We start from the raw sequence: 18012 nt of genomic DNA on the forward strand, positions 1-18012 counted from the left end.
GTCCCTCCCGTCACGGCAGCGGCCAGGCGTGCACCGGCTCGTTGGCGTGCATCAGATGGACGTACTCCTCGAGCATGTGCGTCAGGGCCTGCCAGCGGTCCATGCCACGCCGCTCGAACGCCTCGGTGGCGGCGATCTGCCAACTCGCGCCGTTGACGCGCCGCCGGGCACGGCCCTCGATCACCGGGAGGTACCGGTCGAGGACGTCCTGTGCGACCCCGAGCCGCTCGAGTCCGCGCTGCGCCATCGGCAACAAGGTCCGGAGCACGAGCTCGTCCCACTCCACGTGGCCCAACCCGGGCCAGTACAGGCGGGCATAGTTGCCGTCTCGTGCGGCGCTGCGGAAGTTCTCCCGCGCGGCGTCGAAGCTCATCCGGGACCAGATGGGCCGCTGCTCGTCTAGCACCATCGCCACGCTCACCCCGTAGAAGAAGGCCGCGTTGGCGAGCACGTCGATCACCGTCGGGCCCGACGGCAGCACCCGGTTCTCGACGCGCAGGTGCGGACGTCCGTCCGAGACGTCGTAGACGGGCCGGTTCCACCGGTAGATGGTGCCGTTGTGCAGCCGGAGTTCGGCCAGCTCCGGTGTGCCGCCGGCGGCCAGCGTCTCGAAGGGGTCCTCGTCGGAGACCTCGGGGAGTAGTGCCGGGTAGTAGCGCACGTTCTCTTCGAAGAGGTCGAAGATCGAGGAGATCCACCGTTCGCCGAACGGCACCTGCGGACGCACACCCTGATTGCGTAGCTCCGGGGGCCGGGTGTCGGTCGACTGCAGGAACAGCTCGGTGCGGGACTCGGCGAGCAACCGGTGACCGAACACGTACGGGGAGTTCGCGCCGAGCGCGAGCTGAGGCCCGGCCAGCGCCTGGGCGGCGTTCCAGTACCGGGCGAACCGGTTCGGGCGGACCTGGAGGTGGAACTGCGTCGAGGTACAGGCCGCCTCGACGGCGATCGTGTCCGCCGTCATCCGCAGGCGTTCGTACCCGCGGATGTCGATCTCCACGTCCTCCTTGCGTGCGGTGAGGATCGCCTCGTCCAGCAGGCGGTACCGCTCGCTCGGGGAGAACCACGAGCGCCCGGGCTCGGGCGGGCGCAGCGTGGGAAGCACCCCGACCATGACCAGCCCGGCCCCGACGTCCCCGGCGCGGTCCCGGGCCCGGTTGAGGTTCTTGCGCATTCCCGACTCGAGATTCAGCAGGGACTGCCCGTCGATCCGGCGCGGCTCGACGTTGAGCTCGATGTTGAAGCGCCCGAGTTCGGTCTGGTATCGCCAGTCGTCGATGCGCTCGAGCACCTCGTCGTTTTTCATCGTCGGCTGGAAGCTCGAGTCGACGAGGTTGAGCTCGATCTCGAGCCCGGTGCGCCACTCGTCCTCCTCGAAGGAGCCGGCGTCGAGCATCTCCTCGAGCGCGTCGAGACAGCGCTGCACCGCCCGGCGGTACCGCGTGTGGTCGGCGCGGCTGTAGCCGGCGCCGGCGACCTCATCACCCATCGGACCTCCTGGCAGCCTCGGACGGAGCCGAGCATGGCAGCGCCGGCCGGCGCACGCACCCCGGCGTCCACCGTGCGGTCCGCGCAGGGAGCAGGGACATAGCAGAATGCTCGGGATGCAGGATCAACCGGGCCCCCGTCGCCGCTGGGAGTGGTGGCACCGCCAGCGTCCGGTGACGCGGAAGACCATCCGCACCGCACTCGCCCTGCTGGGGACGGGCCTCGTGGCGCTCGTCTTCGGGGTGAGCTCCGCCTCGGCGACGGCATCCCTCGGCCCGCACGAAGCCGATTACCACGTCACGCTCGACAGCCGGATCTCGTTGCAGATGGGGCCACTGGGCGCCGTCATCATCGACTCGCCCGTACCCGGCCCGCTGGGCGCCCAGGTGGTCGTCCACGAGATCCCGACCGACATCGACCCCACGGACACGGACGAATCGCCCGTCCCCGGATTGCTCGCTGACCTGGCCGCGTACGGTCAGCTGTTCTCCCACCCGGAGGCGGCGGTCGCGAACGCGGTCCGGGCGTTGGTGAGCGACGCCCTCGGGCGCACGACCGTCGCCTGGTCACTGATGCTCGTGCTCATCGCCGCCGGACGGCTCGCCTCGGGTGGCCACCTGCGTGACGAGGTCCGCCACGCGCTGGCCCGCCCGGGGGTGGCCGCGCTCGGATCGGCAGCCCTCGTGTGCGGCGCGGCCGCGGTCGTCGTGCCCGCGACGGTCCGGGACGAGCCGGCCGGGTACAGCCCGGCCGTGCTGGACGGCACCCCGCTGGAAGGCGCCGTCATCACCGGGCGGCTGGCCGACGTCGTCGCCGTCTACGGCGGTCAGATCCGCGAGGCCGTCGAGGAGAACAACGCCTTCTACGCCGACGCCGCGGACAACCTCGCGGCTGCCCTCGACGCCGAACCGGACCCGGCTCCGGTCGCCCTGCCGGAACCAGGCGAGACCGACCCGTCGCGCGGTGAGGTCCCACCGTCGCCGGAGGCCACCGAGCCCGGGGACGAACCGGACGCCACCTCCGCCACGGGCGAGGGGACCGCCGGCGAGCTCCCGGCGCCGGAGGACCTCGACCCGGTGCTGTTCGTCATGGTGGCCGACGTGCACTGCAACGTCGGCATGGGCACCGTGATCGGTACCGCTCTGGAGCACACTGGTGCGGCAGCGCTGCTCGACGCGGGCGACACGGTCGCGACCGGTACGTCGGTGGAGTCGTACTGCATCGACGCGATCGCGGGCGACCTGCCAGCGGACGTCCCGGTCCTGGTCTCCACCGGCAATCACGACTCGGTCGAGACGGCGGAGCAGGAGCGCAACGTCGGCTGGAACGTGCTGTCCGGCGACGTCGCGGAGATCGAGGGCATCCGCTTCCTCGGGGACACCGACCCCACCCTGACCTCGATCGGCTCGGGGACGGTCCAGGAGCGTGAGGAGACGGTGGACGAGATGGGCGAACGCCTCGCGGACCAGGCCTGCCAGGCGCGTGAGGCGGGCGACCCGGTGGACGTGCTGCTCGTGCACAATCCGCGGGCCGGTCTGGCGAGCATGGAACGTGGCTGCGTCCCGCTGCAGCTGTCCGGGCACTGGCACCGGACCGAAGGGCCGGAGGTCCTGGACCAGGGCGTGCGGTACGTCAGTACCTCCAGCGGTGGCGGCGCCGGCGGCGGCGCCACCGTCGGACCCCTGACCTCGGACGCCGAGATCACCCTGCTCCGGCTCGATCGCGAGACCGGACGGGCGCTGGACTTCCGGCGGATCGTCATCGGTACGGACGCCGAGGTCGACATCGGTGCGTGGGAACCGTTCCCGGTGGCCCCCTCGGCGGGCTGAAGGTCGCATACTGCTGACGGGCCCCGTCCCGGCGGCCCGAGTGAGAAGGGAAGATTCGTGACGCGATCCAGCTCCGCCGGTGAGGTCGAGAACTCGGAGGTCGGCGCGCACCCGGGCGCCGAGACCGAGGACGGCGACGACGAGCTCGACCTGCTCGACGCCGAGCTCGCCCGCCTCGACAGGTCGCGACCGAGCGAGCATCAGCGGGCCGGCGGCGCGCCGAAGGAACTGGCCTGGCTGCTCGTCGTCGGCGGGCTGCTGGGGCTGTGGGCCTCGATCGAGCTCGTGCTGTCGGAGATCACGGTCGCCGGAGATCCCGACGCTGCTCTCGCCTGCGACTTCAACCCGCTCATCGGGTGCGGCAGCTTCATCACCACCTGGCAGGCGCACGCCCTCGGCATCCCCAACGCCGTCGTGGGCACCGTCGCCTTCACCGCCGTGATGACCATTGGCGTGCTGTTCCTCGCCGGCGTGCGGCCGTCACGCTGGTTCTGGGTGGCACTGACCGTCGGCGCGACCGGCGCGATCGCCGCCGTCTTCTGGTTCCAGTACCAGGCGTTCGCCTCGATCCGGATGCTCTGCCCGTACTGCCTCGTGGTGTGGGTGGTGACGATCCCGATCTTCGTCAACGTGCTCGCGCGCGCGGTGCAGGCCGGCCATGTGCGCGTAGGGGAGCGGCTGCGGCGGTTCCTCGTGCTCGACCGCTGGTTGATCGTGGCGGTCTGGTATCTCGCCGTCGTGATCGTCGCCGCCGTCGTCTTCTGGAACCAGTGGCTGCTGGTCTTCGCGTGAACCGAGCCGCGGTGCACGCCTGAGCCGCTGCGGCGTGTGTCAGCCCAGGGCGGGCGAGGACATCTCCGGCGGGACGTTGGCGCCATGGCCGTTCTCGCGCAGCGCGGCACGGACCTGCTCGGTGGCGGCGTCGAGCTGCTCGGCCGGCAGGTCGGGCCGTGCGTTGTCGAAACGCAGGGCATTCTCGTCCCACGCCGGCAGCACGTGCAGGTGGAGGTGCGCCACCTCGAAGCCGGCGACCATCACCGCGGCCCGCGGAGCACCGTACGCCCGCTGCTGCGCCGCCCCGATCCGTTTCGCCACCACGGACAGGTGCGCGAGGAGCTCGTCGTCGGCGGTGGTGTACTCCTCGACCTCGGCGCGGGGGACCACCAGCATGTGGCCGTCGGTGATCGGCGCGATGGTCGCGAACGTCACGCAGACCTCGTCCGACCAGACGAAGCGCCCGGGGATCTCGCCGTCGATGATCTTGCTGAACAGGGTGCTCATGTCCTCATGGTGGCACGGGGTCTCGCCACGGCGACGCCAGGGGCGTACCCTCGTGGTGAAAGCGCTTACGCACCTCGATGTGGAGGACAAGCCATGCGGCTCATCACCCGACGGTTCCCGGCTGCCGCGCTCGCCGTCGCTGTCGTGGGCGGCGCCCTCGCCGCCTGCGCCCAGGACCCCCCGAATGCCGCCGACGACGCCGCCGAGGACGACGGCGGACCGGTCGAGCTGCGCTTCGCCTGGTGGGGCGCCGACCTCCGCAACGAGCTCACTCAGGAGGCCATCGAGTCGTTCGAGGCGGAGCACCCGGACATCACCGTCAATCCGGAGTTCTCCGACTGGAGCGCCTACTGGGACCGGCTGGCCACCACCGGAGCGGCCAACGACCTGCCGGACGTCATCCAGATGGACGAGAAGTACCTGCGGACCTACGCCGACCAGGGTTCGCTGCTGGACCTGTACAGCCTCGAAGGCCTCAGTACGGACGACATCGACCCGACGGTGCTCGGCTCCGGCGAGGTGGACGGTGAGCTGTTCGGCCTCGTCACGTCGGTGAACACCTACTCGGTCATCGCCAACGCCGATCTGCTTGCCGAGGCGGGTCTGGAACCTCCCGAGGACGAGAGCTGGACCTGGGACGATCTCGCCGAGATGTCCCAGCAGGTCAGCGACGAGGTCGACGGAGCTGTCGGCACCCAGTACCTCGGTGACGGGGACAGTCAGCTCCAGATCTGGGCCAAGCAGCACGGCGAGACGCTGTGGACCGACGACGGTGAGCTCGGTGCGAGCCGGGAGACACTGGCGTCGTTCTGGCAATACCTGCTCGATCTCACCGAGTCCGGCGCAGCCAACCCTGCCTCGACCGCGCAGGAGCAGATCAACGCCGGGCAGGAGGCGAGCGGCACCGCCACGAACCAGGCCGCGTTCGGCACGTGGTGGTCCAATCAGTACCGGGCGCTCACCTCTTCCAGCGGGCAAGAGCTCGTGCTCCTGCGGCCGCCGTTGCCCACCGGCTCGGGGGACCGCGGCACCTACAACAAGCCCTCGATGTTCTGGTCCGTCTCGGCCGGAACCGCGCACCCGGAGGAGGCGGCGATGTTCGTCGATTTCCTCACCAACTCCACCGAGGCGGGCGAGATCCTGCTCGCCGAACGTGGCGTGCCGAGCAATCTCACCGTGCGCGAGGAGATCACCGGTGAGCTCACCGTCGAGGACCAGGAGGTCGTCTCCTTCCTGGACGAGGTCTCCGGGGAGGTCGGCGACCCGCCACCGTTGACGCCCGCGGGTGCCAGCGACATCGAGCCGCTCGTCCAGCGGCTCACCTTCGAGGTGCTGTTCGGACGTGCGAGCCCCGAGGAGGCGGCAGACCAGTTCGTCGCCGAGGCGGAGTCGATGATCGCCGGCTGAGGCGCCCGTCGCCGCCTCGGCACCGCCGTCCGGTCCGTTCGACCGGCCACCGCCTCGGCGACCCGGTTGCCCGTAGAGTTCCCCGCGAACACGTCGGTGACCAGGGGAGGGGTGCGCCGTGGCTGAGGACGAGGCCGGCTCGCGGATCGCCGCAGAGGCATGGGAGTCGCTCTTCCGCGCCCAGGTGACCCTGATGCGCCGGTTCGAGGCGAGCGGGGACTTCGCGCCGCTGCGCACCCGCGAGTACGACGTCCTGTTCACCCTCAGCCGCGCCGATGGCGGTCGCATGCGGTTGCGCGACCTGAACGAGAACATCCTCATCACCCAGCCGTCGATGAGCCGCATGGTCGAACGCCTGGAGCAGCGCGGTCTCGTCCACCGTGAACGGGCCGGCGACGACGCCCGCGGACTGATCGTCTCGCTCACCGACTCCGGCCTCGCGCTGCAACGATCCATCGCGCGCCGCCACGTGCGCAGCATTCGCCGTCACGTCGGCGGGGCCCTGACCGAGGACGAGCTGCGCACCCTGACGCGACTGACCACCAAACTGCGTCGCCGTCCGTGACCACGCCTGCGCTAGGCTTGGTCCCCATGACGGCCGTGGTGGAGCTCCTTATCCAGCCGCGCTGACCTTAGCGGGCGCCGGTCGCGGCGCCGCAGCAGCGCGGCTCACCTCCCTGCCCGGGAGGTCTTTTCATGTCTGCCGCCAGCGCCACCACGCACCGACGTCGAGGGAAGAGATGACCAACCAGACCGAGACTCGCCGGCCCGCCGGCACGGACGCCCCGCCCTACCGGTACACCGCCGCCATGGCGAACGAGATCGAGCTGGCCTGGCAGCGGCGCTGGGCGGAGCGCGGGACCTTCCACGCCGTGAACCCCACGGGGGACTTCTCGGACGGCGAGGTGCCGGACGAGACCTTCTACCTCATGGACATGTTCCCCTACCCGTCGGGGAAAGGGCTGCACGTCGGACACCCGCTCGGCTACATCGCCACCGACGTCATCGGCCGCTACCAGCGGATGAAGGGTAGGAACGTTCTGCACGCCCTGGGCTACGACGCCTTCGGGCTGCCCGCCGAGCAGTACGCCGTGCAGACCGGTCAGCACCCGCGCACCACGACCGAGCAGAACATCGCCACCATGCGGGCGCAGCTGCTGCGACTGGGCCTGGCACACGATGAGCGGCGCAGCTTCGCCACGACGGACCCGGAGTTCATGCGGTGGACCCAGTGGGTCTTTCTGCAGATCTTCAACTCGTTCTACGACCCGGAGGCCCCGCGGCCGGACGGGGGAGTCGGGCGCGCCCGCCCTGTCGCCGAGCTGGAGGCCGAGTACGCCGACGGCACCCGACCCACCCCGGACGGGCGGCCCTGGGCAGAGCTGTCCGCCCGCGAGCGGGGCGAGCTCATCGACGCCCAGCGCCTGGCCTACATCTCCGAGGCCCCGGTGAACTGGTGCCCCGGGCTGGGCACCGTGCTGGCCAACGAGGAGGTCACCCCGGACGGTCGCTCCGAACGCGGCAACTTCCCCGTCTTCCAGCGCAGCCTGCGCCAGTGGATGCTGCGGATCACTGCTTACGCCGACCGCCTGATCGACGACCTCGACACGATCGACTGGCCGGAGAAGATCCGCACCATGCAGCGGAACTGGATCGGTCGATCCACCGGCGCCGAGGTGGCGTTCCCGATCGCCGGGACCGACGAGACGCTCGAGGTCTTCACCACCCGCCCGGACACCTTGTTCGGCGCCACCTTCATGGTCGTCTCTCCGGAGCACCCGCTGATCGCCGACGGCGCCGGAGCCGTGCCGTCCGCGTGGCCCACGGGCACGAAGGACGCCTGGACCGGCGGTGCGGCGAACCCGCAGGAGGCGGTCGCCGCCTACCAGCGCACCGCGGCGGCGAAGACGGAGTCCGAACGGCAGGACGCCGACCGCACGAAGACCGGCGTCTTCACCGGCGTGTACGCCACCAACCCGGTCAACGGCGCACAGATCCCGGTCTTCACCGCCGACTACGTGCTGATGGGCTACGGGACCGGCGCCATCATGGCCGTGCCCGCGGAGGACGAGCGCGACTTCGCCTTCGCCGAGGCCTACGACCTGCCGGTGGTGCGGACTGTGCAGCCGCCGGACGGCTTCGAGGGCGGCGCCTATACGGGCGAAGGCGAGACCATCAACTCCGCCAACGACGAGATCTCACTGAACGGCCTGGACGTGACCGAGGCCAAGGCGCGGATCATCGACTGGCTCGAGCGCACCGGCACCGGACACGGCACCACGACGTACCGGCTGCGGGACTGGCTGTTCTCCCGCCAGCGGTACTGGGGCGAGCCGTTCCCGATCGTCTACGACGCCGAGGGGACCCCGCACGCCCTGCCGCAGGACCAGCTGCCGGTGCTGCTGCCGGATGTCCCGGACTACTCCCCGCGCACCTTCGACCCCGACGACGCCACGTCCGAGCCCGAGCCCCCGCTGGGCCGCGTCCCCGAGTGGGTCGAGGTCGAGCTGGACCTGGGCGACGGGCTGCGGACCTATTGGCGCGAGCTGAACACCATGCCGAACTGGGCGGGGTCGTCCTGGTACGAGCTGCGCTACCTGGACCCGCGCAACGACACGGCGATCGTCGACCCCGAGATCGAGCGGTACTGGATGGGACCGACCGAGACCAAGCCGTCCGGCGGGGTGGACCTGTACGTCGGCGGTGTCGAGCACGGTGTGCTGCACCTGCTGTACGCCCGTTTCTGGCACAAGGTTCTCTACGACCTGGGCCACGTCTCCTCGGCGGAGCCGTTCCACAAGCTCTTCAATCAGGGCTACATCCAGGCTTATGCCTACGCCGACGCCCGCGGCCAGTACGTCCCGGCCGATGAGGTCGTCGAGTCCGAGGGCGCCGACGGCGGCGAACCGGCCTACACCTGGAACGGCCAGCCGGTCCGGCGCGAGTACGGGAAGATGGGCAAGTCCCTGAAGAACATCGTCACCCCGGACGAGATGTACGCCTCGTACGGGGCGGACACGTTCCGGGTGTACGAGATGTTCATGGGCCCGCTGGACGACTCCCGCCCGTGGGAGACCCGTGCCGTCGTCGGTTCGCAGCGGTTCCTGCAGCGCCTGTGGCGCAACGTCGTGGACGAGGCGACGGGCGAGACGGTCGTCACCGACGATCCGGCCGACGAGGAGACCCGGCGCCTGGTGGCCAGGACGATCGACGAGGTCGAGATCGAGATGTCCGGGATGCGGGTCAACACCGCGATCGCCCGGATGATCGTGCTGAACAACCACCTGACCGCCCTGGAGACCGTCCCGCGTGAGGCTGTCGAGCCGCTCGTGCTCATGGTGGCTCCGGTGGCCCCGCACATCGCCGAGGAACTGTGGTCCCGGCTGGGACATCCGGAGTCGCTGGCCCACGAGCCCTTCCCGACGCCGGACCCTGCCCTGCTGGTGGAGGAGACCGTGACCTGCGTGGTGCAGGTGGCGGGCAAGGTCCGCGACCGGCTGGAGGTGCCGCCGTCGATCGGTGAGGACGAGCTGCGCGAGCGGGCGCTGGCCGCGGCCGGCGTGCAGCGCGCACTCGGGGAGCGCACCGTGCGCAAGGTCATCGTGCGCGCACCCAAGCTCGTCAACGTCGTGCCCGCGTAGCCGGCTCTGGGCGGGCGGTCGATCGAGCCGGCCGCGCGCCGCGACCGGCTCGGCCGGTGGCTGCTTTAGCATGAGGGGTTGTCCGTAAGGCGAACCCGCCTGGTGTCGACGTCGACAGACAGGAGCCCGACATGAACTCCCTCGTGCTGGCCGTGATCGGCGTGGCCATGGTGCTCGCCGGTTATGTCCTCTACTCGAAGTACCTCGCCTCGCGCGTCTACAAGCTCGATCCGGTGCGCACCACGCCCGCGCACGCGATGCAGGACGGCGTCGACTATGTGCCGACGAACAAGTACGTCCTGTGGGGCCATCACTTCACCTCGGTGGCCGGGGCCGCTCCGATCGTGGGGCCCGCCGTCGCCGTGATCTGGGGCTGGTTGCCCGCCTTCCTCTGGGTCACCCTCGGCACGGTCTTCTTCGCCGGGATGCACGACCTCGGAGCCCTCTGGGCGTCGGTGCGCAACCGCGGCCAGTCGATCGGTGCCTTGTCGGGCCGCTACATCGGCAAACGGGGCCGGAACCTGTTCCTCGTCGTCATCTTCCTGCTGCTGCTCATGGTGAACGCCACGTTCGCCACGGTCATCGCCGGGCTGCTCGTGGATACTCCGACCGCGGTCATCCCGGCCTGGGGCGCGCTCGTCGTCGCGCTGCTCATCGGCCAGGCCATCTACCGATACCAGGTCTCGCTGCCGATCGTTTCTGTGGTCGGCGTCGTCGCGCTGTACGGCCTGATCCTGCTGGGGGACCGGTTCCCGATCGAGTTGCCCGAGACGGTGCTCGGCCTCTCGGCCAGTGCCTTCTGGGTGGTCGTGCTGTTCCTCTACGCCGGTGTTGCCTCGACGCTGCCGGTGTGGGTCCTGCTGCAGCCGCGCGACTACATCAACGGTCTGCAACTGTTCATCGCCCTGGGCATCCTCTACGTCAGCGTGCTCATCGCCACGCCGACGATGGTCGCCCCCGCGATCAACGACGCGGTCCCGGATGACGCCCCGAGCCTGGTGCCGCTGCTGTTCGTGACGATCGCCTGCGGGGCCGTCTCCGGCTTCCACGGCATGGTCTCCTCCGGCACGTCCTCCAAGCAGCTCGCGAAGGAGACCGACGGGCGGTTCGTCGGCTACTTCGGCGCCGTGGGGGAGGGTCTCCTCGCCCTAGGCGCCATCATCGCGACGACGGCGGGCTTCCGGACCCTGGCCGACTGGGAGGCGGTCTACACGAGCTTCAGCGCTGGCGGCGCCGGGACGTTCGTCCAGGGCGGCGGCGCGATCGTCAACTCCGGGCTGGGCCTGCCCGAGTCCCTCAGCGCCACCATTCTGGCCACCACCGCCGTGCTGTTCGCGGCCACCACGATGGACACCGGCGTGCGTCTGCAGCGCTACGTCATCCAGGAGGCGGCCGAACTGGTCGGCGTCCGCCCCGGTACGGTCGGGGCCACCCTCATCGCGCTGGCCACCGGCGTCGGGCTCGCCTTCGGGGCCGGCGCGGACGGCTCTGGTGGTCTGACGATCTGGCCGCTGTTCGGCACCACCAACCAGCTGCTCGCCGGTCTGACGCTCTCGATTATCGTCATCATGCTTATGCGCAAGCGGCGCCCGGTGCTTCCCGTGCTGCTGCCGCTCGTGTTCCTGCTCGCCATGACTGTGTACGCGCTCGTCGTCCAGCTCGGCGGCTGGTACCGCGAGGGCAACTGGTTGCTCGTGGTGCTGGATGTCATCATCCTCATCGCCGCACTCTGGGTCATCGTCGAGGCGGCCGCGGGCATGAACCGCACCCGCAAGGCCCCGCCGGCCGACGACGACGCCGAGGACGACGCGCTGGCCGCGGCGCAACGATGACGTCACGCGCCGCGCGGCTCGCCGCGGGTCTGCGCGAGTTCTACGTCGCGCCGTACCGGCGCAGCTTCGCGCGGGCCCGCCGCGACGAGGACGACCTCTTCCTCCTGCTCGTCCTCGGTGAGGCGCTCGGCGTCCCGGCACCGGCCGGGTACGAGACGATGGAACTGCTGCCCGTGGTCTACGAGCGGTTCCACGACTGGCACCGCCGGATGGGTATCGAGCGGTCGCCGTTGGAGCATGTCGCGTGCTGCTGAACCTCGCCGCCGGCAGGCGCGTGCTGTTAGCGGGCGGCAAGGGCGGGGTCGGCAAGACTTCGGTCGCCTCCGCGGTCGCCTACGCCCAGGCACGGGCCGGCCGGCGTGTCCTCCTCGTGTCCACCGATCCCGCGCACAACCTCGGCCACCTGTGGGAGCGGACCGTCGGAGACCGGCGGACCCCGCTGGCCGAGGTCGGTGCCGGTCGGCTCGAGGGGCTGGAGATCGACCCGGTCCGGACCACCGAGGAGCACCTGGCCGCGGTGCGGGCCACGATGCGCCGGTACATGCCGGAGCACCTCGCCGGCGAGGTGGACCGCCACATCGAGCTCGCCCGTGACGCCCCGGGCACTCATGAGGCCGCCATCCTCGACCGCCTCGCCGAGACGATCGAGTCCGCGCTGGCCACCGACGATCTCGTCGTCGTCGACACGGCACCGTCCGGGCACACCGCCCGGCTGATGCGCCTGCCGGAGACGATGTCCGCCTGGACCGAGGGCTTGCTGCGGCGCCAGCACCGGTCCGGCCGCTTCGGCCGTGCCCTGCGGCGCCTGGCGCCGGACGATGCCGGCGTGGATCTCGTCGGATCCGGTGAGCGGAAGGTCGCCGAGGAAGGGTCCCGCGGCTCGCGCGACGAGGAGTTGCGCCGGTTGCTCACCCGGCGGCGTGACCGGCTCGCGGGACTGCGTGACCTGCTGGCCGATGCCGGCCGCACCGCCTTCGTCATCGTCCTGGTCGCTGAGCGCGTGCCGGTGCTCGAGACGCTCGAGCTCCACGCGGACCTCACGCGCTCCGGCCTCGCGGTGTCCGCACTCGTGGTCAACCGACGTTCGCCCGACGCCGGACCGTTCCTCGCCGCCCGCCGTCGGGGGGAGACCGGCCAGATCGACCACCTGCGCCGCCACCTGCCTGCCGTGCCCGTCGTGGAACTCCCCCTGCTCGAGGGCGACGTGCTCGGTGTCGGCGGCGTCGCCCGCCTGGCCGACGCCATGGGCGCGGCGGCCGACCCGGGCTCGGACCGCACGGCGGATAGGTTGGACCCGTGAACGATGTGACGACGCCCCACGCGCAGATGCCTGCCGACCCGGCCACGTGGACCCTGACGCACGAGAACGGCGCGCGGTTGCGGGTCGCGGCCCGCGGCGCCACCCTGCTCTCCTGGGAGGTCCCGGAGGACAGCGGGTTCGCCGATCTCCTCGACGGCTATCGCACGGTCGAGGAGCTGGAGACCTACAACGGGTACCGCAACGCGGTCCTTGCCCCGTGGTCGAATCGGATCACGGATGCCCGCTACCGCTACGGCGACGAGGTTCACGACGTCGAACCTGGGCAGGCCGGCGCGCGGGACGGCCTGCACGGCCTGGTCACCGATGCCACATTCGACGCGGACGCCGCGCCAGGAGAGACGGGGCCGAGCCTGACCCTGCGCACCGCCATCACCCCGCAGCGCAATCCGGGGTACCCCTTCACCGTCGACGTCGCCGTCACCTACACGCTCGTCGCCGGACCCGACGGTGAGCACGCCCTGACGTTCGAGATGACGGGAACCAACGCGAGCGAGCAGGACGCCCCGATCGGGCTGGGGTGGCACCCGTACTTCCGGTTGCCCGGACACGAGCGGATCGACGAGCTGCACCTGACCATCCCGGCCCGGACCCGCGTGCTCACCGACGAGGGCATCATCCCGCTCCCCGGAGACGCCGCCTTCGAGCCCGTGGACCCGCCCGGAGCCGTCGGGCTCAGCCCGATTGGGCAGACCGTGCTGGACCAGGCGTTCACCGATCTCGTGCCGGACCCGGACGGGAACATCGCCTCCGTGCTGAGTTCACCACGCACCGGCGCGCGCCTGACGCTCTGGCAACGCGTCGACGAGGCGCGGATCGTGCATGTCTTCACGGGGGACACCCTCGACCGGGACCGGCGCGCCTCCGCGGCCGTCGAACCGTGCAGCTTCGGCGCCGACGCGCTGAACCGACAGCTCGAGGACATGCTGGTGCCGCCGGGCGGCACCCGGCACCTGCGCGCGGACGTGGTCTACCAGCGCGGCTGACCGGCACCGATGTGTCGCGCCATGGCGCGCACGGGCGGGCGCCGGAATCCGACGGACCGCATCGGGGCCGGCGACCGCACCCGGGTCCCCAACCGGTGCCCGGAGCGACAGCTCGTCCACAGCCCGTGACCGCATGGCCGCGACGTGAGGCTTCGCCGCCCTAACGTCCGGGGTCGTGGACAACCACCGCAGGGACGGCGGCGCGCGGCTACGTGCGCTGGCGTCGGCCGCGTACACCGCCAGCGCCGGCCACCTCGAGATCGAGCCGGAGGAGCCCACCGCACCGGCCCGGAAGCGCTGGCTGCCGACGTTGCGCAGTGCCCTGATCGCCGGCGCGGTGGTGGTCGTCCTCGGTCTCACGGTGGCGCTGGCCGCGTGGTGGAACGCGCCTGGCGCACCCGAGCCCCTGCCGCCGCCGGGCGAGGCCGCGCCGAGCGAGGCACGAACGGCACCAGGGGTGGGTGACGAGCCGGCCGCGGAACCGTCGGAGCCACCCGCCGAGCAACCGGCCGAGCAGCCCGCCGGGGAGCCGGACCCGACCGGAACGGCCGGAACCGTCGTCGTCCACGTGGCGGGCGCCGTCACCGATCCGGGCGTGGTCGAGCTCGACGCCGGCGCCCGCGTCGCCGACGCCGTCGAACGCGCCGGGGGAGCGACGCCCGAGGCGGACCTCGGGACCGTCAACCTCGCCCGGGTGCTGACCGACGGTGAACAGGTCTACGTGCCCGCCGTCGGCGAGGACCCGCCGGCCACCGGCGCGGACACACCCGCGGGCGGATCGGCGGGCGGCAGCGGGGACGGCGGCGAGCCGACTCCGGTGAACCTCAACACCGCCGGACCGGCCGAACTCGAGGAGCTGCCCGGCATCGGCCCCGCCCTGGCGACGGCTGTCCTGGAGTGGCGCGAGACCAACGGCGGGTTCGCCAGTGTCGACGACCTCGAGCTCGTCTCCGGCATCGGGCCCGCGACGATGGAGCGCCTGCGCCCCCTGGTGACGGTCTGACGGCGCCCCCTGGTGACGATGTGACGGGCCCGGACGTGGACAGCGCCGCGGGCGCCCACGCCATCACGGCCGGACGCCGGGCCGGACGCGGCCGCGACTCGGGCGACGACGGACCACCGCCGTCCCCGGTCGACGCGCGTCTCGTCCCGGCGGCGTTGCTGAGCTGGGCGGCCGCCCTCGCCGCGGTGGCCGCCGCGCCCGCCACCGCCCTCGCGGGGGCCGGGGCGTGCCTGGCCATCGCCGGGATCGCCGCGGCCGCGCTGGTGCGCCGACGACGCACCGGCGGCCGTCACCGCGCCGCCCCGCTCGCCCCGCCGGCCGGTGCGGTGCTGCTCGCTGCCATGGTGGTCGCGGCCGTGCTGACCTCGACGGCCGCCCAGTCCCACGCGCGTTCCAGCGGGCTGCTCGCCGACCTCGTCGACCGCGGCGCTGCCGCCGACCTCACCGGCCGCGTCCTCGACGAGCCCCAGCCGATCGCCGCCCGCGAGTGGGACGACGCCGGCCGGTTCCGGGTGACCGTCGGTGCCACCGAGGTCTCCGGCCGCGGCAGCGTCTCCGCCGCCGACGCGGAGGTCGTGGTCCTCGGGCCCGGCAGCTGGGGGGACCTCGCCCTCGGCGAGGAGATCCGGGTCCGCGCCACCCCGACCCCGACGGCGCCCGGCGAGGAGGCGGTCGCCCTGCTCAGCACGGACCGCGAACCCGACCGGCTCGCCCGCCCGCCGTGGCACCTGCGCGGCGTCAACCACATCCGCGCAAGCCTGCGCGAGGCCGCCGCGGACCTGCCGCCCGACGCCCGTGGTCTCGTCCCCGGCATCGCGGTCGGGGACGACCGTGCCGTGCCGACCGGCCTGACCGAGGACATGCGGACCACCGCCCTGACGCACCTGACGGCCGTCTCCGGAGCGCACGTCGCCATCGTGCTCGGCACCGTGCTCGCGGTCTGTGCCTGGATGCCCCGCCGCGCCCGCGCCGTCGTCGGCGCGGTCGCGCTGGTCGCCTTCGTGGCGCTCGTGCGGCCGGAACCCAGCGTCAGCCGCTCCGCCCTCATGGGCGCCGTCGTGCTCACCGGCCTGCTGCTCGGCCGGCCCTCCCGCGCGCTGCCCGCCCTGTGCACCGCCGTCGTGCTGCTCCTGCTCGCCGACCCGTGGATGTCCCGCTCCTACGGGTTCGCGCTGTCCGTCCTGGCCACCGCCGGCCTCGTGCTGCTCGCCCGTCCGTGGGCCCGGTGGCTCTCCCACGTGATGCCGCGCTGGCTCGCCACCGTAGTGGCGGTCCCCGGTGCCGCCCAGGCCGCCTGCGGGCCGGTCGTCCTGCTGCTGCAACCCGCGCTGGCCCCGTACGCGGTCCCGGCGAACGTGATGGCCGCGCCGGCCGTGCCGCCCGCCACCGTCCTCGGCGTGTCCGCGGCGCTCGTGGCCTCGCTCTGGCCCGCGGGCGGCGGCGTGCTGGCCGCGGCGGCGGCCGGTCCGGCCTGGTGGATCGCTCTCGCGGCACGCACCTTCGCGGGTCTGCCCGGCGCGGCGCTGCCCTGGCCGGGGACGGTCGCCGGGGTGCTCGGGTTGGCGCTGCTCACGGCGCTCGGGTTGGCCGCCCTCGCGCGGGTCGGCCCGCCCCGGCCCAGACCGTGGCTCCCGGCCACCATCGCCGCCGCGCTGCTGCTCGTCATGCCGGGACCGCGGCAGGCCGTCGCCGGGATCCTGCCGGGTGCCGGCCCGGCGTCGAACTGGGTCGCCGCGCAGTGCGACGTCGGACAGGGCTCGGCGTTCCTGCTCCGCTCCGGCCCGTCCGCCGCCGTCATGGTCGACGTCGGACCCGCCGGCTCCGACCCCGCCGGTTGCTTGACCAGCACCGGTACGGACCGGCTCGACCTGCTGGTGCTGACTCACCCGCACAGCGATCACGTCGGGGCGCTGCCGGAGGTCCTCGCCGCCGTCAAGGTCGACCGTGCGCTGGTCAGCCCTGCCACGGCCCCGCGGCACACCGTCGAGACGGTGGCCGCCCAGCTCGCCGCGGCGGACGTGCCGACCGAGGTGGCCACGGCCGACGGCGGCGCGGCCGCCGGCCGCTCGGGCGCCGTGTCCTGGGAGGTGCTCTGGCCCACGTCGGCCGCCGCCGACGTCCTGCCGGCAGACGCGGTCAACGACCGGTCCGTCGCCGTCCACCTGGCGGCGCCGGAGCTGAGCGCGGTCGCTCTCGGCGACGTGGAGCTCGACGGGCAGGCCGGTGTGCTGCGCGCCGTGCGCGCCGCCGGGCGGGACCCGCCGGACGTCGTCGTCATGGCCCACCACGGCTCACCCCGGCAGCATCCCGGCCTCGCCGCGGCCCTGGCACCCCGGGTCACCCTGGTCAGCGTCGGCGCCGACAACGATTACGGCCACCCGGCAGCGACGGCCCTCGACCTGTACCGCCCGCACGGCGCCGTCCTGCGCACCGACGAGTGCGGCCCCATCACCCTCGTGGCGCGCCCGGAGCTCGCGGTCAGCGCGGCATGTCCGAGGTGATCGCTCAGGTGAAGCCCGGCATGAGGCGCGCCGCGTCCTCGCGTGTGCCCGTGAGCGCACGTGGCTCGGCCGCGGCCGTGGCGGCGGCCAGCGCGTCGAAGCCGGCCCGGTGAGCCGCACGGGCGATCTGCGCCGTCACCTCGCCGGGGTCCGTGCGGCCGGTCCCGACGAACCACCAGTCGGACACTGCCGGGACCCTGCCGAGCGACGGGTCCGCCAGGAAGGAGATGGCGGTGCTGTCCCACCACCCGGTCCGGGTGGTCCTGACCGCCCAGAACCTGCCCGTCGTCGACGAGAACCGCCGTGCCTGCAGGATGGGCACCACCGTCCCGGGCACGAGATGGGCGTACGGCACGGCCGAGGGGCGAAGCAGCGGCGCGACGGACCCGACGACGAGGCCGCGCTCGCACACCACCAGGACCTCGCCGCCGAGCATGACCACGATGACGATGACGATGACGCCCCAGATCACGGGCGGCAGGACGTTCGCGACCATCTGCTCATCGGCATTCACGATGACGCCGACCGGCATGACCGCCCACAGCAGGAAGGCGATCACGTATGTCACGGCCCCGGGACGATTGCGGTAGACGGTCACGGCGTCACCGAGCTCGCGCCGGTGGGCCCGCAGGGCTCGGGGGAGGGACACCGGCGTAGCCTATCGGCCGGCGGAGTGCGACCGGTCGGCCGATCCGCGTCGGCGGCGGCCGGGACGATGCTCGTCGC

At 72.3% G+C, this 18012-nt stretch carries 14 protein-coding genes; 11 read left to right on the plus strand and 3 right to left on the minus strand.

Translation table 11 applies throughout. The annotated features are described in order from the left end of the window. Nucleotides 1-10: 10 nt before the first annotated feature. On the minus strand, nt 11-1489 hold the full coding sequence (locus ACFSE6_RS16660) for a glutamate-cysteine ligase family protein (RefSeq protein WP_388009855.1): 1479 nt from the start codon (nt 1487-1489) through the stop codon (nt 11-13). Between the two features lie 115 nt (nt 1490-1604). On the opposite strand from ACFSE6_RS16660, the gene ACFSE6_RS16665 reads away from it, so the two are divergent. After that, a complete protein-coding gene (locus ACFSE6_RS16665) occupies nt 1605-3317 on the plus strand; it encodes a metallophosphoesterase family protein (protein WP_388009858.1) in 1713 nt (570 codons plus the stop codon). A gap of 57 nt (nt 3318-3374) precedes the next feature. Continuing rightward, nucleotides 3375-4109, plus strand: a complete 735-nt coding sequence (locus ACFSE6_RS16670; RefSeq protein ID WP_388009861.1) for a vitamin K epoxide reductase family protein — start codon at nt 3375-3377, stop codon at nt 4107-4109. A gap of 39 nt (nt 4110-4148) precedes the next feature. On the opposite strand, the gene ACFSE6_RS16675 is transcribed toward ACFSE6_RS16670, so the two are convergent. Continuing rightward, complete coding sequence (locus ACFSE6_RS16675; protein WP_388009864.1) at nt 4149-4598, minus strand: HIT family protein; 450 nt, start codon at nt 4596-4598, stop codon at nt 4149-4151. 93 nt (nt 4599-4691) lie between these two features. Here ACFSE6_RS16675 and ACFSE6_RS16680 point away from each other — a divergent pair, with 93 nt between their 5' ends. From ACFSE6_RS16680 to ACFSE6_RS16720, 9 genes are all read left to right on the plus strand, one after another. Further along, nucleotides 4692-6005, plus strand: a complete 1314-nt coding sequence (locus ACFSE6_RS16680) for an ABC transporter substrate-binding protein (protein WP_388009867.1) — start codon at nt 4692-4694, stop codon at nt 6003-6005. A gap of 118 nt (nt 6006-6123) precedes the next feature. Then, nucleotides 6124-6570 (plus strand): MarR family winged helix-turn-helix transcriptional regulator, encoded by a 447-nt coding sequence (locus ACFSE6_RS16685; RefSeq protein WP_388009870.1) that lies wholly within the window; start codon nt 6124-6126, stop codon nt 6568-6570. Between the two features lie 175 nt (nt 6571-6745). Next, nucleotides 6746-9646 (plus strand): leucine--tRNA ligase, encoded by a 2901-nt coding sequence (gene leuS / locus ACFSE6_RS16690; protein WP_388009873.1) that lies wholly within the window; start codon nt 6746-6748, stop codon nt 9644-9646. A 131-nt stretch (nt 9647-9777) separates the two neighbouring features. Next, nucleotides 9778-11478: a carbon starvation CstA family protein gene (locus tag ACFSE6_RS16695; protein ID WP_388009876.1), complete on the plus strand. Its 1701-nt coding sequence runs from the start codon at nt 9778-9780 to the stop codon at nt 11476-11478. Further along, nucleotides 11475-11732, plus strand: coding sequence for a cory-CC-star protein (locus ACFSE6_RS16700; protein WP_388009879.1), 258 nt, complete (start codon nt 11475-11477; stop codon nt 11730-11732). The genes ACFSE6_RS16695 and ACFSE6_RS16700 overlap by 4 nt, the downstream gene beginning before the upstream one ends. Next, nucleotides 11723-12778, plus strand: a complete 1056-nt coding sequence (locus ACFSE6_RS16705) for an ArsA family ATPase (RefSeq protein WP_388009882.1) — start codon at nt 11723-11725, stop codon at nt 12776-12778. The genes ACFSE6_RS16700 and ACFSE6_RS16705 overlap by 10 nt, the downstream gene beginning before the upstream one ends. After that, the gene (locus ACFSE6_RS16710) at nt 12775-13782 is read left to right on the plus strand and encodes an aldose 1-epimerase (RefSeq protein ID WP_388009885.1); all 1008 of its coding nucleotides are present in this window, start codon (nt 12775-12777) and stop codon (nt 13780-13782) included. The genes ACFSE6_RS16705 and ACFSE6_RS16710 overlap by 4 nt, the downstream gene beginning before the upstream one ends. A 175-nt stretch (nt 13783-13957) precedes the next feature. Then, the gene (locus tag ACFSE6_RS16715; RefSeq protein WP_388009888.1) at nt 13958-14785 is read left to right on the plus strand and encodes a helix-hairpin-helix domain-containing protein; all 828 of its coding nucleotides are present in this window, start codon (nt 13958-13960) and stop codon (nt 14783-14785) included. A gap of 20 nt (nt 14786-14805) precedes the next feature. Next, nucleotides 14806-17286, plus strand: coding sequence for a ComEC/Rec2 family competence protein (locus tag ACFSE6_RS16720; protein WP_388009891.1), 2481 nt, complete (start codon nt 14806-14808; stop codon nt 17284-17286). A 4-nt stretch (nt 17287-17290) separates the two neighbouring features. Here the strand turns inward: ACFSE6_RS16720 and ACFSE6_RS16725 are convergent, their stop codons facing one another. Then, a complete protein-coding gene (locus ACFSE6_RS16725; protein ID WP_388009894.1) occupies nt 17291-17935 on the minus strand; it encodes a hypothetical protein in 645 nt (214 codons plus the stop codon). Between the last annotated feature and the right edge of the window lie 77 nt (nt 17936-18012).

Origin of the sequence: Georgenia deserti (assembly GCF_042680605.1) — a bacterium.
Taxonomy (GTDB): Bacteria; Actinomycetota; Actinomycetes; order Actinomycetales; family Actinomycetaceae; genus Allobogoriella; species Allobogoriella deserti.

Coding starts and splice junctions, on each gene's coding strand:
- ACFSE6_RS16660 (WP_388009855.1), bottom strand. CDS start 1,489: ATGGGTGATGAGGTCGCCGGCGCCGGCTACAGCCGCGCCGACCACACG.
- ACFSE6_RS16680 (WP_388009867.1), top strand. CDS start 4,692: ATGCGGCTCATCACCCGACGGTTCCCGGCTGCCGCGCTCGCCGTCGCT.
- ACFSE6_RS16675 (WP_388009864.1), bottom strand. CDS start 4,598: ATGAGCACCCTGTTCAGCAAGATCATCGACGGCGAGATCCCCGGGCGC.
- ACFSE6_RS16665 (WP_388009858.1), top strand. CDS start 1,605: ATGCAGGATCAACCGGGCCCCCGTCGCCGCTGGGAGTGGTGGCACCGC.
- ACFSE6_RS16695 (WP_388009876.1), top strand. CDS start 9,778: ATGAACTCCCTCGTGCTGGCCGTGATCGGCGTGGCCATGGTGCTCGCC.
- leuS (WP_388009873.1), top strand. CDS start 6,746: ATGACCAACCAGACCGAGACTCGCCGGCCCGCCGGCACGGACGCCCCG.
- ACFSE6_RS16700 (WP_388009879.1), top strand. CDS start 11,475: ATGACGTCACGCGCCGCGCGGCTCGCCGCGGGTCTGCGCGAGTTCTAC.